Below are 24267 nucleotides of genomic sequence, written 5' to 3'. Positions count from 1 at the left end.
TAACTGTTTTTTTAAATAAATTTATGCAATCAATACGGCATTTGAATAAATGAGGTTGCGTAAAGTAAATAAAAAATTGTATAAAAATTATTTAAAAACCGCTTCCCTTTAAAAAAATATCAATCTTTTCCATCAATTCTTTTTTAGCATAAGCTGGACTGGAATGCCCTGCATCGGGAATAAATTCAATTTGAACTTTGAGGTTTTTGCTTTTATAAGCACTCATCAATTCTATGGATTGATTAATCGGCACTTGAATATCTTGTTCGCCATGAACAATAAAAAGAGGTGGGTCGTTGGCATCAACTTGATAAACAGGACTTGCTGATTTTGCCAATTCAGTCACTTGGTCTAAAGGTTTTCCAAGCAAAATAGCCAATGCTGGCAAACGCACATTTAAGCCATGTGGCGTTGATTGATTGAGGATGGTAAGGAAATTTGTTGGACCAAAAAAATCAATACAAGCTTGCACAGAGGAGGATGTATTGGTAAAATTGCCAAGATTACCTTCTAAGACAGTATTATTGTTGGTCGTAGCAACCAATGCCGCCAAATGACCGCCCGAAGAACTTCCCCAAATGATGATTTTATCAGATTTATAACCATATTTACTGGCATTGGCTCTCAAAAAACGAATGGCAGCTTTAATATCATGTACATCGGCAGGAAAAGGTTTTTCGGTACTCGCCCGAAAATCAACACTTGCCAAAGCATAGCCAAAAGGCAATAGACCCAAAGGTGGATTTTCTTTGCTTCCAGTATTCCATGCCCCACCATGCACCCAAACAATCAAATAAGGTTCTTTGGGTGCTTTTGGTTTATAAATATCGAGTTGAAGTTTTTTGCCATCAGCTTCTGCAAACACAATGTCTTTGGTGATTTCTATATCATTTTGTGCTTGTATTTGCAAAGAACAAAATATGAATAGGGTAAGTAAAAGGGTTGTTTTCATATTATTTCACTTTTATAAACTCAATAAAATCATAATTCATATTACCTTTTTCTACGGTTCTAAGTGTAAGAATGTGCTTTCCTTTGCGTAGTTTTTGACTTTTAAAAATTACTTGTTTATTCCAATGATGCCATTGCCGCCAAGGGATGGTTTCTTTTTCATGAAAAGTCGATTTAATTAAAACTGGTTCGAGCCAAGGTTTTCCATCAATATCAATGGCGATTTTTGCGTCTGCATTGGCTGTGAACATCAAAGTACCTTCGTATTCACCAGATTCCTTTACTTCAATCGAATATTTTATCCATTCACCTGCTTCTGTCCAACCTACATATAATTGTTGCATCAGCGGTTCAACCACATTATATGGATTATTGTCTATATCTCGTGCCTTTGTATAGGAAATATCTACACCTTCTTTGATGCGAAAAGTATTTAAAAAAGTACCATCATTTGGGTTGAGTTTTCCGCTACCATTATTGATGCTATCTTTATCATGATAGGCAATATTTTCACCACCCAAATCATATTTCTCACATTCCAATTTTCCAGGAATGGTTTGAAAAGTTCCGTCCCAAGGTTTGCCTTTGTAATGCTTTTGGGCAAATATGTTGAGATTTATTAAGCAAATTGATAGAAAAAATAAAATGTTTTTCATGGAATATCTTTGTATTTTAAGTTTTTTGCCGCAAAGGAGGATAAAGTGTGGCACGTCTTAAGATTTGTCAATGTTTTAGAAAAATATGCGAAGACCTGCCACACTTATACCTACTTCAATATTACTTTTTGTACACCCTCAAATGTCATTTTTACATCTTTGATGGTGTCATCTTCATTAAAATACATTCGGTCGATGCACACCACACGATGGTCACGGTCGAGGTTCGGAATTGGGCGACGGTGATAAACGATGTACCATTCATCACTATTCGGAATATTGATGACTGAGTGATGCCCTGCACCAGTGGCTACCTTTTCGTTGGCCACCAAAATAGTAGATTTTTTCTCGAAAGGCCCAAAAACATTGTCCGAAACACCATAAGCTACTTTATAAGTACCATTTGTCCAGCCTCCTTCCGACCACATCAAGTAATATTTTCCTTTGCGAATAAACATCGTTGGCCCTTCAACATAGCCTTTTGGAGTAATTTCTTTCACCAAATCGCCATTTTCGTAAGGCACTAAAGCCGTAAAATCCTTATTGAGTTTGGCGATATTGCAGCGTCCCCAACCGCCGTAGATGATATAGTATTGTTTGTCTTTATCTTGAAAAACATATTGGTCGATTGGTTGAGCTTTGTTATAAAACTGATTGATGAGTGGCTTGCCCAAATAATCTTTATAAGGCCCTTCGGGACGATACGCCACGCCAATACCGATACCTCCGATTTTATCATCTTTCTCAGGATTATTCGCTCCAAAGCCTTTACGCTCCGAACTTTGAATGTCATTTGCTGAGAAAAATAAGTAATATTTTTTATCTTTTTTGACGATACTCGGAGCCCACATTGCCTTGTTTGCCCATTTTACGGCCGAAGTATCAATAATTTTGGCGTGTTTTGTCCAATTTACCATGTCTTTTGAAGAAAAAGCATCCAAAAATACTTGGTCTTTGTACTTAGCAGAGAAAGTTGGAAAAATCCAAAATTCATTGTTTAAAATCACACCTTCAGGGTCAGCGTACCAACCATCAACAATTGGATTTCCTGAGGTGGTTTTTGGTGTTTGTGCAGAGATTGTGGTAGTAATAAATAAGAAACAGAGAATAATGAATAGTTTAGGTTTGATTTGCATTTTTATTGCTTGGCTGAGGTTGTAAAATTCATGCTAATTTATGAGATATTTCTGCCTAAACCTATAATGCCTCTAAAATATGATTTGGGTATTTGTGGGTAATTTTGTGTGTATGTTTTTGTATTTGGGTATTTTTTTAGCAAAAAGCAAAGTGAAATTTTGAAATATTGTTTTTATTGACAAATTTTGTCCAAAATATAAATTCCAAAACTTATGGATGCCATAAAAAAGACGTTTGGCGAAGTAATACGGCAGCACCGTGAACAGCAAAATTTACCTTTACGGAAAGTAGCAGCTCAGTTAGATATTGATACCAGTACGCTTGCCAAATTTGAGAAAAACCTTCGTCACCCCAACCGTGAACATATAACGAAGTTGGCCGATATGCTTGCCTTAGACGAACAAGAATTGTTGGTACTGTATCTCTCCGACCGAGTTGCCTATGACCTTGTGGGTGAAACCAACTCTGAGCAAGTGCTAAGAGTTGCCGAAGAAAAAATTAAATACATACGCTCTAAAAATACGGTGCAGGGTGTTTTAGGGTTTTAAAAAATAAGCTTATGTACACGGCTATTAATGGTATTTACGAAAACGGGCAATTTGTTTTGGCCGAAACTCCTCCGACCAGCAAAAAAACGAAAGTAGTAATTATGTTTATGGAGGAAGTAGAAACTTTACCTAAAAATAAGAAAAAAGGTGTAAAACTGGGAAGTTTAGCAGGAAAAGGCTACAATATACCCGATAATTTTAATGAACCTTTAGATGATTTAAAAGACTACATGTAATGGACTTTATTATTGATACTCAAATTCTTATTTGGTCAATTATATCCCCAAATAAGTTGTTTTCTAAGGTTCGAGAGATTTTAGAAAATAATAGTATTGGTGTTAGTCAGATAAGTCTTTACGAAATAGCCATCAAACAAAAAATTGGTAAGCTTTCAGAATTGGATTTATCAATAAGTGATTTAATAAACTGTTTACTGAAAGATGGTTTTGAGATTTTGAGTTTGAAAAATTCTCATATTGAAGCATATGAAAGAATACAACTAATAGATACTCACCGAGACCCATTTGACCGTTTGTTACTTGCAACTTCATTAATTGAGAATATTCCAATCATTTCTGCCGATGAGAAATTTAAAGAATATACTTCTCAGATTCAATTGATTGAAAATTGATTATAATATACTTTCTAAGCTATGCAAAGAAATAATTGGACTCGAGAAGAACTATTGGTTGCTTTTAATTTATATTGTAGAATTCCATTTGGTACTATTACGGGTAGTAATCCCAAAGTGCAAGAGTTAAGTAAGCTTTTAAACAGAACTGCTGGAGCAGTTGCAATGAAGCTATGTAATTTTGCAAGATTTGACCCATATCATCAAGCAAGAGGAGTGAAAGGTTTGGCAAATGGGGGTAAATTAGATGAAGTAGTATACAACGAATTTATTAATAATTGGGATGAAATGCTTTTTGAAAGTGAACGATTATTAACTCAGTATGAAGAAACTACAATAGAAAAAAAATATGAGCCTATTTTAGTTGATTTATCAGACAAGAAAGGTGAAGTTAAGATTCGAGAGGTAAAAACACGTGTAAATCAAAATTTATTCAGACAACTTATTCTCTCAATTTATCAGAAAAAATGTGCGATTTCCGGTATTGACATTTCAGAGATGTTAGTTGCGGGTCATATTTTACCTTGGGCTGAGCATGAAAAAGAAAGACTAAATCCAGAAAATGGAATTTGTCTTTCTTCAATTTATGACAAAGCTTTTGAGAAAGGTTTTATTGGGATTGATGAAAACTACAAAATTTTGATTTCTTCGGAACTCAAAGGAAATATAAAAAGAGATTACTATCAACCATTTTTTGGACGATTTGAAGGCAAAGTTATAAATCTACCTGACCGATTTCTTCCAAGTAAAGAATTTTTACGTAAACATTTAGAGTCGAAAAATTTTAAATAAACCTTTATGTATTTTCATTTGGTATAAAAAAATCAAGACCTTTTGAGTATAGTTTTGCTAATTCTAAAAGTAATAAAAACTCAACTCTTCGCTGACCATTTTCAATTTTCGATATTTCACTTTGAGATATAATTTCAGTCTTAGCTACTTCTTGTTGAGACAAGCCTGCACTTTCACGTGCTTCAATCAATCTTGCCGATAAAAATTTTCTTCGCTCTGTATAAATAGTTTTTTTCATAAATAATTATTCCATTTTGCAATAATTATTTATAAGTTTGCGTTATGCCAAAATGGAATAATTTCCGAATCTTAAATTTTAACTTATTATGAACCACAAAAATGTAATTGTAACCAAAAATCTGGCTATTTATGAACCTTTAACAGGTAAAGTAATTGAGGAAAAAATAATTGAAAGTTTTACTTTTAATATCTATCGTGACACTAAAGACTATGAAGCATTATTGACTTATGTGATGTTTCAAAATATCCATCTCATGAATGAGATTGCAGAAGGCGGCATATCTTTGGGAAAGTCTTATTTAGTTGAGTTATTCAAATTTGATATAAATGCTAATACGAACAAAATAAAAATACAATTAACGAATGAATTTGGAAAAACAAAGTTTTATTCGTTGGCGGCTTTTAGATTGTTGGATATAGAAACAGGGCGAACAAAGTTTTGGAAAAACTGAAAGGCTTTTTGACATTTAATGGCATCATTGCATGATTATCCTTTTTGAAGAATATCATTACGAAATCTCACAACTTGAGCCGATTTTGAGCGAACGCTATTATTTGCCTTTGGCTGATGGTTTTCGTTGCAAAATCAACTACGTAGGGTATTATTTTGATGCCAGCCGCCAAGCACAACCAGTGATGATTTTACCAAAAGTTTTTCTTGATGATTCGGGAAAAGTATTTGGTAATTTTAACCCTACCGATTTCTTAGATTTAATGTCTAATGAAAAAACACGCAATGCTCTGAAAGCAGAAAATAAGCTGGGTTTTCTGTACGAGATGAATACTTGGCTGTTTTTATCAATCAAAAAATTTAAAGAACGCAATACACAGAGTAGCATCAGCGAAACCTCTGACCTCGCCCAAGTGGTTTCAAATATTGGTCAGCAGGCTATTTCTGAACTCGAAATCATGCGGAGTTTGATTCGTTTCAACCAAGAGCATCAACAACTTTTTACTTTTATCAAGAAAACAAATAGTTCGCAAAACCACAAAACCGATTGGTCAAAAACCATTAGCCGAAAAACCGCCTATTTTCAGAATGGTTCTCCTCACTATCTCGATACTCTCAATAAACAAAAAATGGTTCATTACGATGAAGAGTTGATTGTACTTTTTATGAGTGTATTGGATTCATTCAACCAAAAATATTTTCTGAAAATACCAATCAATTCGCTCTATAAAACCCTCTCGGTTGCTGAGTTTAAGAATTTTTTCAATAATGGCACTCGCACTCTTAAACGCATCAAATACAAGTATTTTAATGATAAATTGTTGAAATTATGGCATTTGTTATACGTTTTTTGTGAACGAAACGAAAAAATTAAAGCTCAGAAATCGTTTAAAGAAGTCTTGCTGGTCAGAGATTTTAATATTGTGTTTGAAGACATGATTGATAGCCTTTTGGCGGAGGAAAACCTACCCAAAGGCTTGAAAGAACAAGACGATGGAAAGATTTTAGACCATATTTATGAGTATCAAGATTTGCTTACCAACCAAGACACCATTTATCACATAGCAGATAGTAAATATTACGGAGCAAATGCCAAATTGAGCAAATATGACCGTGAAAAGCAATATACGTATGCCAAAAATGTGATTCAGTATAATATCAATTGGCTCAATTCGGGCGAAAATACTAAGCAGGTTCGCTACTGTGACGAACTCACCGAAGGCTATAATATCACACCCAATTTCTTCATTAGTGCCTTTGTGAATGACAACCTTGATTTTCGGAATGATGGTTTAGATTTTAAAGAAAATTTCAAGCGTAATAAACATTTCATCAACCGACTTTTTGATAGAGATACCTTGATACTGCAAGCCTATAATATCAATTTTTTGTTTGTGGTAGCGGCTTATATTCAGAGTAGTACAACACAAAAAGAACTCTTTAAGAAAAATACAAGAACGGTTTTTAGAATAAAACTAATTGCTTATTTGAATAAGAATTTTGAGTTCAAAAAAATCATTTCGGATGATATTGAGCAATTTGTAGAGCAGAATTTTAGGAAGTTACAAGGCAAAATCTATCGCCCAGCAGGTTGGGAAAATGAACTACTGCTGGCGGTGGAAAAAGGAACAAGTGCGTTTGGAGATTTAGAAAATTGTAAGATTGAGTTTTATGATTTAAGTATTTGATAATCAATTTTTCAAATCTTCATCAAATAGCGTATCAGATATATAACCCAAATTTCTTCCACCCCCGAAAATAACTTTCGGAGAGCCTTCGGGTTTTCTGATGCTATGAGTAGCCTTATTTGAAGTTTTTGTTTTTGTTAAATCTTTCATCGTATGGTGCAGTTTATTTAATATAAATATAAAACATATTTTTATAAATTTTAATTTCGACTCAAACCTCTAAAAAAAACAGTGAGCCAAAAGACTCACTGCCAAAATTCTCTACAAACTCCACAAAAAAGGAGCTTGTCGAATGAAAGATTTATCATTCAACTGCTCAATCAGAAAATGAGCTAAATCTGTTGCACTGATTTTGTCGCCTTCACAATCTTCTAAACTTGTTTGTATGGTGTTTCTTGTATCAGTTTGCTCAATTAATGGCAGCCTTACTAAAGTCCAATCAAGATTACTGGCAGCTACAAGTTCATACTCTATTTGCCTATTCTTTGTTGGAATAGGGTAATTTTCATACATCCAATCAGTAGCAAATTTCGTTTTAGGGCTTTTTTTATCAAAAGGTGTATTGATATTAATGCCAGCCAAAAAAATGTAACGTTTGATATGACATTCATTCATTGCCCGAATCAGATGTGTGCTTGCTTGACTACTACCTAAAGTGCTAATAACTGCCTCACAACCCTCAATCAATGAGTGAATGGATTCATAATCATTGGCATCGCCATTGAGAATTTCAACTAATGAATTTTCTGTGGAAAGGTTACTTGTTGGGCGAGAGTCTGCATTTCTAACAAGCATTTTGAAGTGAAAACCTTGTTTTATTAAGGCCTTTACAAGGTATTTGCCTGATTTGCCTGTACCGCCAAGAATAGCGATTTTTGTTATTTGTTCCATTTTCTTCTTTATAAAATTTGATAATACACAATTATCTCGTGTTTGTCGGAGCGACAAACCGAAAATTATAAAAGCCAAAGGGCCTTTATGAGCGAATCAATATTTTATAAAGAGATTTTAATGTCTCAAATTTAGTCGTTTTTTAGTTCTTGCAAGCACTTTACCAAATTTTTTATCTAATTTTGAACCTTCTATTGACACCAATGATGTATAGACTGTGGTCTGTCGTCTATTGACCGTGGACTAAAAACCTAACTCAAAACCTAATTTTATGCGTAAAATTTATTTATTTCTGGCAATTATTGCAATAACTGTAACAGCTTGCCAAAAAGATGACATCCCCGAAGAAGACCAAATCAATAGTTATATTACGAGCAAAAGCTTGATAGTTACCGAAAAAACAGCTTCTGGTTTGCGTTATATTGTTACAAAGACCAATGCTTCTGGGGCGGCTTTGAAGGCAGGGCAAACCATTAATGTCAATTATGCAGGATCATTTTTATCAGGTAAATCTTTTGATGCAGGAAACTTTAGTTTTGTATTAGGGGCGGGGCGTGTAGTTAAAGGATTTGATGAAGGAATTGCTAAAATGCGAGTAGGCGAAAAAGCAACAATTATTTTTCCATCAACGTTAGGCTATGGTTCGCAAGCGAATGGCTCAATTCCTGCAAATTCTCCTTTAGTTTTTGATATAGAGGTAGTTTCGGCAAGATAAAAAAATAGTGTGATAAGAATAGATGTAATATATTTTTGTAATTTAAATTTCAATTAATGATGGCAGCATGTCAAAAAGATGGCTTTTCTGGTACTGAAGATGAGCAAATAGAAAGTTATGTCAATAGTAAAAATTTAGCTATTACCGAGAAAACTCCTTCTGGTTTACGTTTTATTCTTACCTCACCAAATGAAGCTGGTGCAGCCTTGGTAGCAAGACAGAATGTTACAGTAAAATACGCAGGAAGACTTTTGTCAGATAAGCAATTTGATGCGGGTACTTTCAGTTTTACTTTAGGTGTTGGTCAGGTTGTTGGTGGCTTTGATGAAGGTATTGCCAAATTGAAAGTTGGCGAAAAAGGCACAATTATTTTCCCTTCGTCATTGGGTTATGGCTCAAGAGGTGCAGGAAGAGATATTCCAGGCAATTCTCCTTTGATTTTCGATATCGAAATCGTTTCTGCAAGGTAATTTTCGTGTGGAAAAATGAAAAAAAGAGGTCTATTCGATAAGAATTAGACCTCTTTTTAGCTTTATTTTTAGTATAATAAATCTACTTTTTATAGGCAATTCGATAAATCGTTCCGCCTAAATCATCGCTTACATATAAAGCTCCGTCGGGGCCTTGTGCCAATCCACATGGACGATGTTGCACTGGCCCAGTTGGTTTTACGAGGTCAATCCCTGCGAAATTATCTGCAAAAATCTCCCATTTCCCTGAAGGTTTATTGTTCACAAAAGGAACAAAAGCTACCAAATACCCTTTATGTAATTCTTGCGATTGACCATGAAAAGCGATGAAAGCACCGTTTTTATATTTAGCAGGAAACATTTTGCCAGTATAAAAAAGCAAGTCATTAGGGCCTAAATGGGCTGGAAATGCCACAATTGGATTAATTGCTTTTTCACCACCAGTTTTTTTGCCATCGCCGCCGTATTCGGGAGCAACAATTTTCTTTTTCTGAAATTGGTCATAATAAATATATGGCCAGCCAGCATCATCACCTTGATGCAATTCGTACAAAGTTTCGGCAGGCAATTCGGCACTTTGTTTGGGTGTATAATATTGCGGATAAAAATCATGGAATTGTCCACGACCATGAACAGTTGCAAAAAGCGTGTTAGTTTTTGAGTTCCAAGCAGTGCCAACGGCATTTTTCAAACCCGTTGCATAACGGATACCGTCCGAAAATGTTTGATTCATTTTTTCGGCATTGAATTTCCAAATTCCACCTGCCGAATCTAAAATTGAACATGGCATGATGCCTTTACCCGTACCTTTTTCACGGCAAGGGTCATTATAGGAGCCAACAGTTACATAAATATTATTTTTATTGTCAATCACAAAAGGTTTGGCATTATCACGCCCTTTGTCAACTAATCCATCGACTATTTTTTCTGGATTTTCGATGTCAATAATTTCTTCATTTTCATTCAGTTTATAGCGAAGCACACCTGTATTTGAAGAAGTATACAAGTAACCATTTTTGATGGTAACACCTGTGCCTGGATAATTTCCAAAGTATTTGGTTTCGTCAATTACACCATCTTTATTCGTATCACGCATGAGCAAAATGCCCTTGCCGTCTTTTAATTTTGATAATTTGGCATAAATATCGCCATTTTTTGAAACCGTAATGTGGCGAGTTGCTCCTAAGTCGGTGCCAAGTATCGTTGCTGAAAAACCAGCAGGAAGTTTGATTTCTTCAGCAATATTGATTTTGTTGTGTTTGACAGGCGGCTCTGAGAGATTTTTGTAAGCAAATAAGCCTACTACTCCTGCAAGACTTGCAAGAATATAGCTTGAACGAACGAATAATTGTTTCATTTAAGATGAAGAGTTAGAGAGGTTGAATTTTTCTCTAAAAATACGACAAGTTTTTTTGTGTTTATCTATTTTTTCTAAATATTCGTTGAAAAGGCCTAACATTCTGGCCTATAAAATCTTTTGGAAAATGCTCTTCATCGGGCAATCCTACTGGTAAGTTTTCATCATCTGATGGCCAATAATTTGTTTTGAAAATATAGTCCCAGATACTAAGTGTGATGCCATAATTGAAGCCATTGGGGTGAGTTTCAGGCATATACTTGGCATGATGCCAAAGGTGCATTTGTGGCCCATTAAGGATATATTTGAATGGCCCAAGATTGATTTTAAGATTGGCATGGCCAAGTTGACCTGTTACAAGTGTGAAAATATGCACAATAAAAAAGTCAGTCAAACCAACACCAACCATTGCTAGCGGAATGTATTCAAGGCTACGATAAATGACATTTTCCATCCAATGGTAGCGTAAGAGGGCAGCAAAACCCATTTCTTCGGTACTATGGTGTACTTTGTGAAATTCCCACATCCATCCAACATTGTGCAAAAGGCGATGGATGGCCCATTGCATAAAATCTCGCATCACGAAAATAATGAGTATTTTCGACCAAAAAGGTAGATTGCTGATATTGATAGCAACAATATTTGTTATGCCAAAAAGTCCAAGAAAGTCATTAAATGCTTGTACTGCTACCATTGAAAGAGCATTATAGGCAATGAGCGAAAATAAGAAATAGTTCCACAGTAAATAAAAAGCATCCAACCAAAAATGCTCCCGAATCAAAGGTTGATTTTTTCGCCATGGAAATTTAATTTCAAGCAACCATATTGCCAACGATGCACCCACTAACCAATAAAAATAATTATGCCAACTTGGGCTGAGCATTTCGTTGATGAAGTAATTGAAATAACCAGAATATGCTCCTTGAATAATTTTAAAGTATTTTTCCATGTTGTTTTATTGAAAAAAGCCGAGTCTTCACAACTGGAAGTCTCGGCTCTAATTTTTGCCGATAATCTTAATTTCTAAACCTAAAAATTAATGATTTAGTTTTAGGAAGTTTTATGAGTTTATTCGCATAACAAATGAGGTTTTATTAAATAGTGTATCTTTTCACCACCCAATGTACCCAATCGGCGTTATGCCATTCAGACGTAAATAACAAACAACTTGCCCTCGGTGGTGGATAATGTGATTTTCGAGTGCATAAAATAATCGCCATACTGGGATCTTTCCACCCGCATAATTTTCGAGTTGCATGAGTTTTTCGGTCTTGGTTTCAAACAAAGTTTTTTCAACCCAAGCATAAAATTCTTTGAGTTCGCCTTCCAACTCTGCTTTACTCAGATTTTTCCAAAAGTTATTTTTCTTTTCTTTTTCGTCGTGAGGGTTCGGAATATTTAATCTTCCACAAATTTGGGCGGTATTGAAAGTAATACAATGCACAAATTGTGTACGAAACGAAAAAGACTCAGGTGTATATTTAAAATCAAATTTTTCTTCGGGCATTTGATTATAGAGTTTGAGTGTATAATCAAGCGAGCTTTTCCAAGCCTCAGAAAATTCTTCCTTAAATCCTAATAGGTCTTTTTCTTCTTTAGTTTTTCCAAAAACAGGTAAACTAATCAATGCCCCAAAGATTGACTTTAGGGCATTTTTTCGTGAAATATTCATATTTTAATATGATTAGAATGAAATAGGCACTTCAACCAATGTAGTATCCCAAGCCATTTTCATGGTAGTTTCTTTATCATTACTGCCTTTTACGCACTGAATCGAGAAATTTTCTATGACTTCTTCAGTTTTCTTTGTAGGTACACTTACACGTAACACATCATTGTCTTTATTATAGCTGTATGCACCCCAAAAGTCTAAATCCTTATTTAAGATAAGCGTCCATTCAGTAGCGGTTGGAATCGCAAAAAGAGAGTAGGTACCAGCTTTAACTGTTTTACCTTGAATGGTTACATCTTGATAGAATTTGATTTCGGTCGATTCGTTTGCACCTACACGCCAAACTTCTCCGTAAGGCACAATTTTAGTTCCGAAAATCTCACGTTCTTTTTTGGCTGGTCGGCTGTAAGTGACACGCACGATAGCTGGCATATTGCCGATAAGTTGTGGTGCAAACTTACGGTCATGGGCAAAGTTATCAGGATAATAGGCCATATCCATTGGACTTTTGTCGGTTCCTCGCAATTTTTGTGCTTGAGCATTCATTACAATTAAGCCAAATAGGCAAAGTAATAGAAAAGATTTTTTCATGGTTGCTGATCGATATTTTAAGTTTTAGCAAATTTAATCATTCGCCGATAATAAGTGATTTATTATGAATGAATATTCTATTAATTTGTAAAACTTGCTTAATTTTGGAATATTCTAAGAGAAAATTTAATGATTTTAACAAATTAAATATTACACAAGTGAAAAGATTCCTATATTTTACTAGTTTTTGTACTATTTTAAGTATGCTGTATGCTTGTTCGGCCACCGAAAAAACACAGACATTCAATCCAAAATTCAAGTTATTATCTGCTGATAAAATTAAGTTTAATTCATTCGTTGACTGCAATATGGCGGAAGTGTGGGTAGGGGATACTTTTCGCATATTTCCAGGAAAATATGGCGAAGACCCGCTTTGGGGATATGCCAAAGACCTGAAATATGCCGATGGAAAAAGTGCCGAAGAAACCTTTAAAAGCAAAGCGGATAATTTTCACAGCCCAATAATGCCCACAAATGTGCTGCCAACCGAAGATGGCTTGCACGGAGCAGTTTGGTTCGAGACGGTCTATCAAGATTCTAAGGATAAATCAGGTAGAACACTCTATGCGGTATATCACAACGAAAATTATCCTCAAACCTTTCCTTATGATTTTCTCAACAAAACAGGCTATAAAGATAGTCCGAAATGGCCGCAAGGTTTGACAGGTGAGAAAAGTCCAGCCGCAGTTTGTAGAATTGGTATTATGAAGTCGGTTAATGGTGGTAAAAGTTGGGAAAATAAAGGAATTTTTATTGAAGATTTGAATGCAAGAATGATCATGAAACCGCATAATACCTCTAACACTTTTGCTGGAGGTGTAGGCGACCCTTCGGCTGTAGCGAGTGGTGATTATCTCTATTTATTTTATGGAGAATATGGCTACCCCGATGTTTATGAAGAAACTACTTATGATGCAAAAAAAGAGTGGGCAGGTCAATGCATTAGCGTTGCCAGAATCGCACTAAAAGATTTAGATAATCCAGTCGGTAAGGCAAAAAGATGGGATGGAAGTGATTTTAATGCTCCATACAATGGCATTGGTAAACCTATTGCTTCTTTGCAAATTCCACGAGAAAATGGTGGGGGGGCAGCCTCTTCTCCTACGGGTGGTTTTCATTGGGGGCCATCAGTGAGCTGGAATACTTATCTCAACTGTTGGGTAATGATGATGGGAAAAGTAGTTGGTAAATCTTGGAATGGTAGTCAGGTTTATATTTCTTTTAATAAAAACCCTAATTTTGATGAAGCCATTAACAGCCAAGATTGGACAAAACCACAATTGTTTTTTGAAAAACCTGGGTATATTCTTTGGTACCCTTCTTTGCAACCACTCAATACGGATGAAGATATAAAAGCCAAAAATACTTGCTTGAAATTAGGTAAAAAAGCTCGTTTTTTTGTCAAACGAATCAAGCCTGGCGATGATGAATATGCTTCTGAGCATATTGTTGAGTTTGAAAAATAGTAGTAGGTTCGACCTAAAAGTCGAACCTATATTTTCTATTGCTGTTCGATGATTTTTTTAGTCAGTTTTTGAGCTAAAAGTTCAAAATCAACATCTAATTGCTCTTTACCGATTTTTATGACTTTGGTTTTCATTTCGTTTGGTAATTTTTCATAGCCGTAAAAAGCTCCCAAGATTCCACCTGCAACTGCTGAAGTTGTATCGTTGTCTCTGCCTAAATTCACCAAAAAGGCGATTGTTTTCTCAAAATCAAAATCACTAAAAATCATAGCTGTAAGCACTTGAAGATGAATTTCGCCAGCATGAAAAGGCATATCTTGATTTTTAGCATCAAGTAGTTCAAAGGCTTTATACATTTGAGAAATATACAAAGTGTCAGCTTTTAGACGTTTGGGTTGTGGGTGTTTGGAATCTATTTCAGTGATTGCTTTGGCTTGTTTTACAATGCTCAAAGCATCTCGCAAAATTCTATAAGAAGTACGTCCAACCAAACGACTTTTGAAAAAGCCTTCTGGATCGATGGTTCTTAAAACGCTCAAGACTGATTCCTTGGTAGCATTCTTTTCCATCGCCGCTGCCGTCATGGCGGCCACCAGTCCGCTAATATCGCGAGCATATCCAATATCAAAAATACTTATTTTGTAGGTTTCTTTATAGGCCTTTAAAGGATTTGCTGGAAAAAATGCTCCAATTGTAGGAGCGTACAGCATTCCACCACAGACCATTTCACCACCATAAAATCGACTAAGAGCATTGTGATAGAAAATATAATCTTTATCAACAAACGGTTTTGCTACGATTGCCCATTCTTGTAACCAAGCCATTTTTCGACTATTTTCTTCATAAGGTTCGGGCGAAAAAGCATCTATTTTCTTGAAATTATCAACATCACTTTTGTATTTTTGAACAATAAAACTTCCAAAATCTTCCGCTTTCAACTCCGAATTTTGGGTAAGTAAAAACTCAGAAGCTAACTTTTTCCACCGAGAATCATCGGTTGTGCCACCAGCAGGGAGGTTAATTTTCCAAGTCCCTTCGGGCGAAGGTTCTCGTACCATCGAATCAAGTCTATCAACAAAGCCATATTCAAGTTGTATGGCATCTCTTGTCCACATTTCAGTTGGAGCCCCCATTGAGTCGCCAATGCCAGAGCCAACGAGCATACCCAGTACTTTGTCATAAATCTGAGCTTCGGTCATCGAAAGTTTCGGTACTGGAGTTTTATCAAAAACAATCGTTTCGTTGCTCGAATTTGTACAAGAAATTATTCCAAAACAAATAATAATGGCAAAAATGGTAGGCTTTTTCATATTACATTTTTTGAAAGAATTTTAGGGTTTAATGAAAATCAGGCTTCATAACGATTGACAAATGTGCGTTTAACTCGCTCAGAGACTCTAAAATAAGGTATCCAAATGGCTGCACTAATAATAGATTTTATTAAGTCAGGCCATAAAGCATAATCTATATCTTTACCAGTTGATTTTATTAAAATAATATCCAAAACCATCATAAAGATATGGTAGACATATAACATCCAGACTATTTTTGTCGCTAGCGTATCTCGTTGTTTGATGAAAAGAACTAATATAAAAATCATGTTTGCCATAAAAATGGCATTCATAACAAATTCAATACTTAATAAAAGTTGGCCATGTAAGAGACCATTGATATAATCCATTGAAACCCAAGTTTTTTGTAGAAATAGACCGCCATTTCCTGAAAATAGCTGAAAAACCACTAAAAATGAACTTAGGCATAGGCCGATCAATGGTAAAACAAGCCACCCACCAATTTTATCTGGTGCATAAGGATATTCATCTTCTTGGGTGGCGTTTTGTGGGTAAAGTTTTTTAAAGTAAAATGTTAATAATGCTACTAATATTAGGACGAAGATAATCACAGCATACCAGTTAACACCAGCATTTTTTAATTCAGTGTCTAAGTCTTGATTCCATGAATATTCATTGCCTGAACTTGCAACAATCTTATCGAAATCGGCAAGGTATTCGGCAGCTTGTGCAGTTTCAATATTGTCTTGCCTGCTCACAAAACTAAAATGTTGTGTAAATGTAGAGTCAATATCACTGTAAGAGGATTCAAAATCACAAGTATAGGCTTTTCTATTTAAAGACCATTTTTCACCAGTAAGCGACCATTTAGAAGGAAAATGTACAATGGCGGAGTACTCTACATTGTTGGGATACGTGAATGCAATAGGGTTTTTACGAGTAGTTTTATCAATATTTGGCAATAAGTTTTTCAGGTAATAGGCATAAATCTGCGTCGTATAATACTTTTTGGTAGAATCAGGTTTTGACCAATTATCAGTGATAATATATGATTCTTTTACAATCAATTCATTGCGTTGTAGGTCATCAATGATTTGAATGCTGTCTTTAAGCGTAATATTTGAGCCTTTGTATAAGTTTTGGTAAAAATCAATATACGATTGTTCTAAATCTGCAAAACTGGATTGTGCCAAGGATGCTCGCATCTGATCGGCATGATTGAGTGTATATTTACTTTCAACATTCAAATAAGTGGTTTTGCCGTTCATCCCGAGCCAATATTCTTCCACCACCTCATTTTTTCCTGCTTTACTTTTAGGTAATTCGGTCAAATTACTAATATTTGGAGCAGTAATGAGTCCTTTTCCATAATCAGGAAAATAATTGTCTTTTATATTTCCTCCTTGATTTGAATAGGTCGGGTCAATGAAAAATAGCTGCCCGTCTATTTTTGTTTGTAAAACCACATGATTAAACAAGCCTGGCGAGGGTAGATATTTATCTAAATTTTTCCCCCAATAAGTATCAATACTAACTAAGTTTGCCTCTATGCCACAGCTTTGTAGAATAGAAGCTAAAAGCAATGATTTGTCTTTGCAATCGCCATATTTTTGAGCAAAAACTTGTGATGGAGCATGTGGTTTGTGAGAATGAATACCTGTTTCGATACCTGTATAACGAATGTCATTTTGAACCATTCGAGTGGCTAATTCTATCAATTTGTTGGAGTCGCCATTCGCTTTATCTTTCAAATTTTGAATTTCTTTTTTTAAGCTTGTAGAAAGTGACTCGGTGTTTTTCTGTACATCTAATGACCACTTGACAACTTCAGCCCAATTTTGATATTCAGTAAATTGAATGTGTGGCTCAATGTCTGTCCATTTGGGTAAATAATTATCTGATTTTATAGGAATCAAGTCATTGATATTCCATTCATAAACGTTGGAATGAGCGATGGTTGATATTTTTGGAGCAAGGGCATTATTAAAAGATTTTGATTGAAGCTTTCTTTCTGAATCACAGATGAAATTGGTATAATATTGTCCAACAGGAGTGCCGGAAGATAAGTAAATATCACAGAAATACTTATCGCCAAAAACAGGGTTTCGGCCTTCTAAAGTATAAGAATATTCTATTTCATCACCAATTCTTACATCTGTCAAAATAGCTTGGGCAGTATAAGTGCCATTATATAAAAACTGTGAAGATTCGGTTTCATTCGCAGAAACTTTAAAAACACTTGGGGTCAATTTGTTGATTATTAGTCCTTTACGGTTTATCTGTAAAGTATGAAACCGTAGTTGTTCGTATGATGGGCTAAAACTAACATAAACTTCTGAAGCATTTTGTACGCCTTCAGATGTTACAATGGTTCGGATTTGCTTGATATAATGCTGTTTTTTTTCAACATGGTTTTGGCTTTCCGAAAGTTTATAATAATAACCATCACTTATTTGCCGATTATTGACTTTAGCATTTGTATATTTTACAGATACAAGCCAATCAGGTGAAGAATTGATTTGAACTTTTTGTGCAAATACTTGCAAAAGAAGTGAGTGAAATGTTAAAAGAAACAGCGTTGATAGTAGTTGTTTATTCATAATTAAGTTTGGTGAATAGAAAACTTAAATTTAGATATTTTGAATTAAAAATATCAATAATCAAGCCTATATTTTTAGGGTACTATTTTTTGCTAAGAAATTTATATTTTTCACAATACTTTGTAAGAAAATTATTCCAAAACCAACCATGTATAGCCTTCCGCTGGAATGGTAACTTCAATAGTAGTTTCATAGTTTCTATTGAGGGTGTAACTTTTACTTTTACCTTCTTTCTCTCGAACCAAAACTTTGTCTGAAAGTCCTGTATAGTAAAGAGGCAAGCTTACTTTTCGAGAAATAGTTTCCTTTAATGGATTATAAAGTAATACAAAGCCTTTTTCTTTCAGTTTTGGGTTAATGTGCATGATACCGTCCCAATCTCTTCCATCAGGGCGGCGAAGGTGAATGAGGTCAGAGTTGAGAATTTGGCGGTATTTTTTATACCAATCAATGGTTTTCTTGACAGTTTGCTTGGTAGCCTCGGTATCATATAATCGTGGTCCACGATAACAGGCTTGCACACCAGCACCATAATATTGAATCATAAGTTGTTCATAATCTTTTAAATGTTCGTTCAAAGGTTCTAAAACCGCCTCTGCACCGCCACCTTGGTATTTGGTCAATGGCACAAAACCCCAACTCATGGAGGGCGTTTTCTCCCAAGTTCCATCAAAAATATTTTGTCGATTTAGGATTTTTTGTTGTTCACGAGAAAGTGAAAAGTTGACTTCACGATAGCCCAAACCAATTTTGTGAGAGCCATCTAAAAAATACCAATCGGGAGCGTTAATATATACACCACGTTCATTGAGCCAACGATAAAAACCTTTCTGCATTTCCATCTGTACCCATTGCGAATCTTCTAAACCTTTATGCCCAGGGTGCTTGGTCGAAGCACAAACATCGCCAGGGTAAGGGCCATCATGTTCGAGTAAATCAAATCCAGTTTCTGAAATAAATTTCCGTAAATTTTGCAAATATTCAATACCCCACCGACTTGCTAAACAAGGAGCGTGTTCAAAAAAAGCTCCTTTATCTGGTAAACCTGTTTTTGGGTCAATCACATCATTTTCATCATCAATTCGGCGACTACTAAAAAGCGAATAACCGCCTAACTTTATGCCTTTACTATGGGCATAATCTGTCAATTCTTTAAATTTTTTGATATTTTCAGCACTGGCATCTTCCATATTTAGTCCACTTCCAAAACTTAGAATTACCATTTCATAGCCAGTTTCAGCACATTGGTCAATGGTTGCTTTTACCTTTAAAGGGTCGGTGCTGACAAGATGCATAAAAATGGGGTTTTGTGTAGTATAAGGAAAAAGCATACTGTACATTCGGCGGCGAGCCAACCCATTTCGCTCACGGTCATAAGAATCTAACAATAGCTCATAGCTACGAATCGACTTGTAAGATTGTTTCGGCAATAACTCAAAACCAATGCCGAAACTCGGATAAACTTCCAGCACACAAGGTGTTTGGTAATTATAATTTACCTGTGAAGTATAGCTCGAATCAACTTTCCAATGAGTAGCTTGGTCGGACAGCTCATAACGCATCGCATTATTGAATGCGTAGTTGTTTTCGATATAAATTCGCTGTGGTTTTTTCATCTGTTCGGGACTCCCCACAACGGCAGATTCCTCTTCAGGAGTTGCCAATATTTCATTGACTAATTGATTGATTTTCAATGTTTTATCGCTATTATTTGTAACACTCACCCATTTACAAATTGTCGGAATATTATCAAAAATTTCATAATGAATTGAAACTAAAACTCCTTTTAACTCGGCTAAATTTGATTCAAAAATTAGTTCTAGTTCTTTGCCTTTAGGGTGTTGATTATTCGATGCCCAATTATTACTTTTAAAATTTACATGTGGTGCTAAAGTATTGATTTTGAAGGATTTATATTGAAAATCATTGTCTTTTGCTTGCAATTTATCAATCCATTCGGTGAGCAAATAAGCGTGTTCTTTCTGTCCATATAAGCCACCGATATTATAGGTTCTTCCATCCAAAGAAATACGAGCTTCTGGTCTAATCGACCGTACAAACTGTTCGTTGGTTTTGAGATTTTTGAAATCAACGGTTGCTGCATTGGGAGATAAATGTATTTGTCTTTTCAATAAACCATTCGACAGAACAATGTCTTTTTCATTATTGGCTTGATAGATATTTGCTGTAAAGTTTTTCTTGGAAATTAACCAATCGTTAGTTTGTGTAACTTCTTGATAAACAGGTAGTTGGCTGATTCTAAAATTTTGGGCATAAAGTAGATGTCCTGTAATTAAAAATAAGAAAAGAGATTTCATGAAAATACCTATTTATTGAAGTTGAATAGTGATAAGAAAGACGAGGTAAATTTAAACATTTTTGTACAACAATAGACATTTTTAATCACATCTTTGAAGGGCATTGTTTTGTGATTTATTGTTTCAAATCATGGTATTTTTTAATATTAAGTTTCAAAAAAGATATGTATCAACGAAAATCAAACCACTCAGTAAAATATTCGATAAAAATAGATTCTCTAAATATTTTTTTTGATAATGACATTATAATTTTGAATAGTTAATTCTCTTGATTTATAACCTACTTAAATACTTTATATCATGAAAAAGTACTTTTTTACACTCATTTTTATTTCTGCTTTAGGGTGGCTTAGTTCATCAAGAAATTTATTTGCACAAAGTGCTACCATTGCTCCTGGTTATGTTTTAATACCAGCTACTGCATCAGCCCCTACCTGTTTGGTAGCTGATAAAGGCAAAATGTATTTTAATACAACAGATAATAAGATGTATTTTTGTAATGGGTCTACTTGGGTTGATTTTTCTTCAGCTGCTTTCGCTTTACCCTATTCTGGGAGTGGAAATTCAAACTCAGATCTCTTTACAATATCAAATAGTGGTACAGGGAATACTGGATTTTTTGAGAATACAACAGCTACTGGTTCTGTAGCTGGATTAAAAGCTACGAGTATATCAACTTCACATGGTATTGGTGCTACTGGGGGCGTTAGTGGTCTATTAGGACAAGTATCTACTACCACTCCTGGTGGATATTCGGCCGGGGTTAGAGGTATAAATAATGGTACTTCAGGGACGGGCATTGGTGTAATAGGCTATCAGGGAGGTAGCGGATGGGGTGTTTATGGCGAAACACCAAGCGGATTTGGTGTGTATGGTTTAACTACTAATGGAACAGCTGCTAGTACAGGTGTTAGAGGAGAAACTTTCAGTACAAATGGTATAGGTGTCGAAGCAAAATATTCTGGTTCAGGGGTAGGTATTGCTCTTGAGGTGGATAATGGAGCAATAAGAGTGGCGGGGGTAAACAAAGCAGCATTTGTTCATACAGCTACAGTTGCGAATAAATTGAGTGCTAACGGTACAGATATTGATAATCCTTTATGTAATGGAGATGCCAATTGCCTCCTTTTTATAACTCAAAAACTAAACCCTTCCGGTATTGTATATAATAATTCGCCCGTGGGAGTCTATTATAATACTATTAGAGCTAAGTGGGAAATTTTTAATCAAAATAATACCACCATACCAACTAATGCCCAATTTAATGTGCTGGTTATTAAACAATAATAAAAAGAAGGTTATTTTACGCTAACAATCAAATAAACTAACGTATTGCACAAATAATGACTTTCATTAAAGTTGAGTATTATTCCGTACCTTTGTATTTCAAATAATACAATCTTAGTTTTGGAAACATTCAAACAACTCGGCGTTTCGGATAATTTAATTAAGGCATTGACCGAAATGAAAATTACGCAACCGACCGAAATTCAGGAAAAAGCAATTCCTTTTTTGCTTAAAAATACTTCTGATTTTATAGGACAAGCACAAACAGGTACAGGAAAAACCATTGCGTTTGGTATTCCTTTATTGCAAAAAATCAAGGCAAATGATACGAATGTTCAAGCTTTGATTTTGTCGCCTACACGTGAGCTTTGTCAACAAATTGCCAAACAACTTTTCAAAATGACAAAATATACTGACAAGGTTTTTGTTGAAGCTGTATTTGGTGGAGAATGGATTGATATTCAAATAAGAAATCTGCAACGCCCAACTCAGATTGTTGTGGCTACTCCTGGGCGTTTGATTGATTTGATTCAGAAAGATGCAATTAATTTGAGTCATGTAAAAACAATCATACTTGATGAAGCCGATGAAATGTTGAGCATGGGTTTTAAAGATGATATTGATACTATTTTAGGAAAAATTCATAAAAATAGTAATACTTGGCTTTTTTCTGCAACACTGCCTGATGGGCTGCGTTCGTTGATTTTGAAATATATGTCACCTGATTTGCATACCATTCAAGTAAGCAAAGCCGAGGTTGTCAATGGTTTGATTGAACACCAGTTTTTTATCTGTGAACTTACTCAAAAATTTGATTATTTATTGCAATTTATTCAATCACAAGGTGCTGGCAGAGGCATTGTTTTTTGTCGAACAAAGGCTGATACTCAGGTAGTTGCAAGAAAATTGGCAGCAAAAAATGTTGCCGCCGATGCCCTTCATGGAGATTTGGAACAACGTGATAGAGAGAAAGTAATGCGTGCTTTCAAAAATAAAAAAGTGCAAGTTTTGGTGGCTACTGATATTTCGGCAAGAGGAATTGATGTAGAAGGTTTGGCGTATGTTGCCCATTATCAATTGCCCGACCAAATGGAATATTATACGCACCGAAGTGGACGTACAGCTCGTGCAGGCAAGCGAGGCATTTCAATCAGCTTTGTAACCAAAGATGATTTGAAAATGATTTCACAAATTGAGAAAACTTTGAAGATTAAGTTTTTGAAGGTTTAAAATATCCATCAATCCACATGCCCATCTTTTTTAAATGATTTGCCACTCCAAGCTTTTTTTGCTGTCCATTCGGCTGCTGGGTCAGTCCAAAATGGGTTTGAAGCAGGTAAGCCCAATGGCAAAAATCCAAAAGTGCATAGATATAAACTTCCAGTAGTTATATAAGGGTCGGCTGCGTCGGGTTGGTGTCCTGCAAAACCTAATTGTAGCCAACCTTTTCCATCAAAAGTACCTTCGGCTTCAAATTGGTTTTGCATGACTTTTGTTAAGGCACATCTCACTTGAGCTGGCTGAATGTATGCTGATAAATGATTGTTCAATGCCACTAATGCCAACACATGAAATGCACCAACCCGATATGCAATCGACCGACCGATGGGAGGATAAGTGCCTTCGGGTGAAATAAATCTTTCTTGGTGTTCGGCATAGCGAACCATCCGTTTGAGGGCAAGATCATATTCTTCTTTCTTTGCTAAATTCTTCTCAACCATTATTTGTAGAACTTCTACCAACATAGGCTGTATGACAAAAGAATTATAGTAATCCATTGCAAAACTTGGCCCATCACCATAAATGCCATCGCCATAGTACCATTCTGGGATTTTCTTTAGAGCATAATCAATGCGAGCTGGGTCGTAGTCTTCGCCTATTTCTAGGAGAAAAGTTTCGGTCATTGCCGAAAAAAGTAGCCAATTGCTGTAATATGCCTTGCGATTACGCAAAGATTTGAATTCTTCGATGAAACGTTTTTTAGTTACCTCATCAAGGGGATCCCAAAGTTTGGTTTTTGCTCGTAGAAAACCCTGTGCCAAGAAAGCCGCATCAACCAAAGGTTGCATTTCTTTCCTAAAGTTTAGATAATCAGGACTTTGTGGATTGACCATGTTTTTCAATCCTTTGAGCAAATCTTCTCTCAGTGTTTTGCGGAGTTTTCCCTCTTCAGTATTATCATCATCTAATGCCAACCAAGGAGCAATTCCCGCCATTGTTCGTCCGACAGCTTCCAAATGTGAGACGGGAAATTCTCTTTTATAGGTATTTGGCCCACCTTCAATTGGCATATTTTTAACCAAAGTTTCTTGGGCCAAATTATGAACAACAGGATATGAAATTTTATACAATAATTTACTCCAATATGCACGGTTTTGTTTGCCAGCTTCATTAGTCAAAGGTGAATTTTGAGCCAATAAAAACTGTGAACTTATCAATGAGAAAATAAGAGTAATTACTGTTTTTTTCATTATGAAATATTATAATTTTTATATAACTGTTAACAATCGCTTA

Annotated in this window: 25 protein-coding genes; 11 read left to right on the top strand and 14 right to left on the bottom strand. The window is 35.3% G+C overall.

Going from position 1 to position 24267, the window contains the following annotated elements; all coding sequences use genetic code 11:
* Positions 1-91 precede the first annotated feature (91 nt).
* The 3 genes from ACQUQZ_RS19960 to ACQUQZ_RS19950 form a co-directional block, all read right to left on the bottom strand.
* Positions 92-952, bottom strand: a complete 861-nt coding sequence (locus ACQUQZ_RS19960) for an alpha/beta fold hydrolase (RefSeq protein WP_435356849.1) — start codon at positions 950-952, stop codon at positions 92-94.
* 1 nt (position 953) lies between these two features.
* Positions 954-1607 carry a carbohydrate-binding protein gene (locus ACQUQZ_RS19955; protein ID WP_435356848.1) on the bottom strand — a complete coding sequence of 218 codons (654 nt, stop codon included), beginning with the start codon at positions 1605-1607 and terminating at the stop codon, positions 954-956.
* A gap of 110 nt (positions 1608-1717) precedes the next feature.
* Positions 1718-2743, bottom strand: coding sequence for a glycoside hydrolase family 43 protein (locus ACQUQZ_RS19950; protein ID WP_435356847.1), 1026 nt, complete (start codon positions 2741-2743; stop codon positions 1718-1720).
* Positions 2744-2956: 213 nt separating this feature from the next.
* On the opposite strand from ACQUQZ_RS19950, the gene ACQUQZ_RS19945 reads away from it, so the two are divergent.
* The 4 genes from ACQUQZ_RS19945 to ACQUQZ_RS19930 are packed head-to-tail and all read left to right on the top strand — an operon-like array spanning position 2957 to position 4715.
* Positions 2957-3292 carry a helix-turn-helix domain-containing protein gene (locus ACQUQZ_RS19945; RefSeq protein ID WP_435356846.1) on the top strand — a complete coding sequence of 112 codons (336 nt, stop codon included), beginning with the start codon at positions 2957-2959 and terminating at the stop codon, positions 3290-3292.
* A gap of 11 nt (positions 3293-3303) precedes the next feature.
* On the top strand, positions 3304-3528 hold the full coding sequence (locus tag ACQUQZ_RS19940; protein ID WP_435356845.1) for a hypothetical protein: 225 nt from the start codon (positions 3304-3306) through the stop codon (positions 3526-3528).
* Positions 3528-3923, top strand: a complete 396-nt coding sequence (locus ACQUQZ_RS19935; protein ID WP_435356844.1) for a type II toxin-antitoxin system VapC family toxin — start codon at positions 3528-3530, stop codon at positions 3921-3923. The genes ACQUQZ_RS19940 and ACQUQZ_RS19935 overlap by 1 nt, the downstream gene beginning before the upstream one ends.
* Before the next feature lie 21 nt (positions 3924-3944).
* Entirely contained in the window at positions 3945-4715 is a 771-nt protein-coding gene (locus ACQUQZ_RS19930; RefSeq protein ID WP_435356843.1) for an HNH endonuclease, read from the top strand.
* Between the two features lie 4 nt (positions 4716-4719).
* Here ACQUQZ_RS19930 and ACQUQZ_RS19925 read toward each other — a convergent pair whose 3' ends face one another.
* A complete protein-coding gene (locus tag ACQUQZ_RS19925) occupies positions 4720-4953 on the bottom strand; it encodes a helix-turn-helix domain-containing protein (protein WP_435356842.1) in 234 nt (77 codons plus the stop codon).
* 88 nt (positions 4954-5041) lie between these two features.
* Here ACQUQZ_RS19925 and ACQUQZ_RS19920 point away from each other — a divergent pair, with 88 nt between their 5' ends.
* Positions 5042-5407, top strand: a complete 366-nt coding sequence (locus ACQUQZ_RS19920; RefSeq protein WP_435356841.1) for a hypothetical protein — start codon at positions 5042-5044, stop codon at positions 5405-5407.
* A gap of 31 nt (positions 5408-5438) precedes the next feature.
* A complete protein-coding gene (locus tag ACQUQZ_RS19915; protein ID WP_435356840.1) occupies positions 5439-7094 on the top strand; it encodes an LlaJI family restriction endonuclease in 1656 nt (551 codons plus the stop codon).
* Between the two features lie 3 nt (positions 7095-7097).
* Here the strand turns inward: ACQUQZ_RS19915 and ACQUQZ_RS19910 are convergent, their stop codons facing one another.
* Complete coding sequence (locus ACQUQZ_RS19910) at positions 7098-7244, bottom strand: hypothetical protein (protein WP_435356839.1); 147 nt, start codon at positions 7242-7244, stop codon at positions 7098-7100.
* 111 nt (positions 7245-7355) lie between these two features.
* Positions 7356-7985 carry an NAD(P)-dependent oxidoreductase gene (locus ACQUQZ_RS19905; protein WP_435356838.1) on the bottom strand — a complete coding sequence of 210 codons (630 nt, stop codon included), beginning with the start codon at positions 7983-7985 and terminating at the stop codon, positions 7356-7358.
* 271 nt (positions 7986-8256) lie between these two features.
* Between ACQUQZ_RS19905 and ACQUQZ_RS19900 the strand changes: the two genes are divergently transcribed.
* Entirely contained in the window at positions 8257-8700 is a 444-nt protein-coding gene (locus ACQUQZ_RS19900; protein WP_435356837.1) for an FKBP-type peptidyl-prolyl cis-trans isomerase, read from the top strand.
* 59 nt (positions 8701-8759) lie between these two features.
* Complete coding sequence (locus tag ACQUQZ_RS19895; protein WP_435356836.1) at positions 8760-9170, top strand: FKBP-type peptidyl-prolyl cis-trans isomerase; 411 nt, start codon at positions 8760-8762, stop codon at positions 9168-9170.
* Positions 9171-9252: 82 nt separating this feature from the next.
* Here the strand turns inward: ACQUQZ_RS19895 and ACQUQZ_RS19890 are convergent, their stop codons facing one another.
* The 4 genes from ACQUQZ_RS19890 to ACQUQZ_RS19875 all read right to left on the bottom strand — a co-directional run bounded on the left by ACQUQZ_RS19890 (position 9253) and on the right by ACQUQZ_RS19875 (position 12790).
* On the bottom strand, positions 9253-10527 hold the full coding sequence (locus ACQUQZ_RS19890) for a PQQ-dependent sugar dehydrogenase (RefSeq protein ID WP_435356835.1): 1275 nt from the start codon (positions 10525-10527) through the stop codon (positions 9253-9255).
* Between the two features lie 61 nt (positions 10528-10588).
* Positions 10589-11476, bottom strand: coding sequence for a sterol desaturase family protein (locus tag ACQUQZ_RS19885; RefSeq protein ID WP_435356834.1), 888 nt, complete (start codon positions 11474-11476; stop codon positions 10589-10591).
* Positions 11477-11638: 162 nt separating this feature from the next.
* Positions 11639-12199 (bottom strand): DinB family protein, encoded by a 561-nt coding sequence (locus tag ACQUQZ_RS19880; protein ID WP_435356833.1) that lies wholly within the window; start codon positions 12197-12199, stop codon positions 11639-11641.
* A gap of 12 nt (positions 12200-12211) precedes the next feature.
* Positions 12212-12790: a DUF2911 domain-containing protein gene (locus ACQUQZ_RS19875; protein WP_435356832.1), complete on the bottom strand. Its 579-nt coding sequence runs from the start codon at positions 12788-12790 to the stop codon at positions 12212-12214.
* 203 nt (positions 12791-12993) lie between these two features.
* Between ACQUQZ_RS19875 and ACQUQZ_RS19870 the strand changes: the two genes are divergently transcribed.
* Positions 12994-14256, top strand: coding sequence for a hypothetical protein (locus ACQUQZ_RS19870; RefSeq protein ID WP_435357667.1), 1263 nt, complete (start codon positions 12994-12996; stop codon positions 14254-14256).
* Between the two features lie 35 nt (positions 14257-14291).
* On the opposite strand, the gene ACQUQZ_RS19865 is transcribed toward ACQUQZ_RS19870, so the two are convergent.
* From ACQUQZ_RS19865 to ACQUQZ_RS19855, 3 genes are all read right to left on the bottom strand, one after another.
* Positions 14292-15566, bottom strand: a complete 1275-nt coding sequence (locus ACQUQZ_RS19865) for an ADP-ribosylglycohydrolase family protein (RefSeq protein WP_435356831.1) — start codon at positions 15564-15566, stop codon at positions 14292-14294.
* Positions 15567-15604: 38 nt separating this feature from the next.
* Entirely contained in the window at positions 15605-18148 is a 2544-nt protein-coding gene (locus ACQUQZ_RS19860; RefSeq protein ID WP_435356830.1) for a DUF3857 domain-containing protein, read from the bottom strand.
* A gap of 131 nt (positions 18149-18279) precedes the next feature.
* Complete coding sequence (locus ACQUQZ_RS19855) at positions 18280-20466, bottom strand: alpha-galactosidase (protein ID WP_435356829.1); 2187 nt, start codon at positions 20464-20466, stop codon at positions 18280-18282.
* 300 nt (positions 20467-20766) lie between these two features.
* Between ACQUQZ_RS19855 and ACQUQZ_RS19850 the strand changes: the two genes are divergently transcribed.
* Positions 20767-21753 (top strand): DUF7452 domain-containing protein, encoded by a 987-nt coding sequence (locus tag ACQUQZ_RS19850; protein WP_435356828.1) that lies wholly within the window; start codon positions 20767-20769, stop codon positions 21751-21753.
* 120 nt (positions 21754-21873) lie between these two features.
* Complete coding sequence (locus tag ACQUQZ_RS19845) at positions 21874-22983, top strand: DEAD/DEAH box helicase (RefSeq protein WP_435356827.1); 1110 nt, start codon at positions 21874-21876, stop codon at positions 22981-22983.
* Between the two features lie 8 nt (positions 22984-22991).
* Here the strand turns inward: ACQUQZ_RS19845 and ACQUQZ_RS19840 are convergent, their stop codons facing one another.
* Entirely contained in the window at positions 22992-24224 is a 1233-nt protein-coding gene (locus ACQUQZ_RS19840) for a DUF2264 domain-containing protein (RefSeq protein WP_435356826.1), read from the bottom strand.
* Between the last annotated feature and the right edge of the window lie 43 nt (positions 24225-24267).

It is taken from the genome of Emticicia sp. SJ17W-69, from assembly GCF_051209875.1.
Classification (GTDB): Bacteria; Bacteroidota; Bacteroidia; order Cytophagales; family Spirosomataceae; genus Emticicia.
This window is presented reverse-complemented; position numbering and strand designations above follow the sequence as displayed.

Bases quoted from the DNA above. Each gene is read 5' to 3' on its own strand.
- ACQUQZ_RS19960 (WP_435356849.1), bottom strand. From the start codon at position 952: ATGAAAACAACCCTTTTACTTACCCTATTCATATTTTGTTCTTTGCAA.
- ACQUQZ_RS19955 (WP_435356848.1), bottom strand. From the start codon at position 1,607: ATGAAAAACATTTTATTTTTTCTATCAATTTGCTTAATAAATCTCAAC.
- ACQUQZ_RS19950 (WP_435356847.1), bottom strand. From the start codon at position 2,743: ATGCAAATCAAACCTAAACTATTCATTATTCTCTGTTTCTTATTTATT.
- ACQUQZ_RS19945 (WP_435356846.1), top strand. From the start codon at position 2,957: ATGGATGCCATAAAAAAGACGTTTGGCGAAGTAATACGGCAGCACCGT.
- ACQUQZ_RS19940 (WP_435356845.1), top strand. From the start codon at position 3,304: ATGTACACGGCTATTAATGGTATTTACGAAAACGGGCAATTTGTTTTG.
- ACQUQZ_RS19935 (WP_435356844.1), top strand. From the start codon at position 3,528: ATGGACTTTATTATTGATACTCAAATTCTTATTTGGTCAATTATATCC.
- ACQUQZ_RS19930 (WP_435356843.1), top strand. From the start codon at position 3,945: ATGCAAAGAAATAATTGGACTCGAGAAGAACTATTGGTTGCTTTTAAT.
- ACQUQZ_RS19925 (WP_435356842.1), bottom strand. From the start codon at position 4,953: ATGAAAAAAACTATTTATACAGAGCGAAGAAAATTTTTATCGGCAAGA.
- ACQUQZ_RS19920 (WP_435356841.1), top strand. From the start codon at position 5,042: ATGAACCACAAAAATGTAATTGTAACCAAAAATCTGGCTATTTATGAA.
- ACQUQZ_RS19915 (WP_435356840.1), top strand. From the start codon at position 5,439: ATGATTATCCTTTTTGAAGAATATCATTACGAAATCTCACAACTTGAG.
- ACQUQZ_RS19910 (WP_435356839.1), bottom strand. From the start codon at position 7,244: ATGAAAGATTTAACAAAAACAAAAACTTCAAATAAGGCTACTCATAGC.
- ACQUQZ_RS19905 (WP_435356838.1), bottom strand. From the start codon at position 7,985: ATGGAACAAATAACAAAAATCGCTATTCTTGGCGGTACAGGCAAATCA.
- ACQUQZ_RS19900 (WP_435356837.1), top strand. From the start codon at position 8,257: ATGCGTAAAATTTATTTATTTCTGGCAATTATTGCAATAACTGTAACA.
- ACQUQZ_RS19895 (WP_435356836.1), top strand. From the start codon at position 8,760: ATGGCAGCATGTCAAAAAGATGGCTTTTCTGGTACTGAAGATGAGCAA.
- ACQUQZ_RS19890 (WP_435356835.1), bottom strand. From the start codon at position 10,527: ATGAAACAATTATTCGTTCGTTCAAGCTATATTCTTGCAAGTCTTGCA.
- ACQUQZ_RS19885 (WP_435356834.1), bottom strand. From the start codon at position 11,476: ATGGAAAAATACTTTAAAATTATTCAAGGAGCATATTCTGGTTATTTC.
- ACQUQZ_RS19880 (WP_435356833.1), bottom strand. From the start codon at position 12,199: ATGAATATTTCACGAAAAAATGCCCTAAAGTCAATCTTTGGGGCATTG.
- ACQUQZ_RS19875 (WP_435356832.1), bottom strand. From the start codon at position 12,790: ATGAAAAAATCTTTTCTATTACTTTGCCTATTTGGCTTAATTGTAATG.
- ACQUQZ_RS19870 (WP_435357667.1), top strand. From the start codon at position 12,994: ATGCTGTATGCTTGTTCGGCCACCGAAAAAACACAGACATTCAATCCA.
- ACQUQZ_RS19865 (WP_435356831.1), bottom strand. From the start codon at position 15,566: ATGAAAAAGCCTACCATTTTTGCCATTATTATTTGTTTTGGAATAATT.
- ACQUQZ_RS19860 (WP_435356830.1), bottom strand. From the start codon at position 18,148: ATGAATAAACAACTACTATCAACGCTGTTTCTTTTAACATTTCACTCA.
- ACQUQZ_RS19855 (WP_435356829.1), bottom strand. From the start codon at position 20,466: ATGAAATCTCTTTTCTTATTTTTAATTACAGGACATCTACTTTATGCC.
- ACQUQZ_RS19850 (WP_435356828.1), top strand. From the start codon at position 20,767: ATGAAAAAGTACTTTTTTACACTCATTTTTATTTCTGCTTTAGGGTGG.
- ACQUQZ_RS19840 (WP_435356826.1), bottom strand. From the start codon at position 24,224: ATGAAAAAAACAGTAATTACTCTTATTTTCTCATTGATAAGTTCACAG.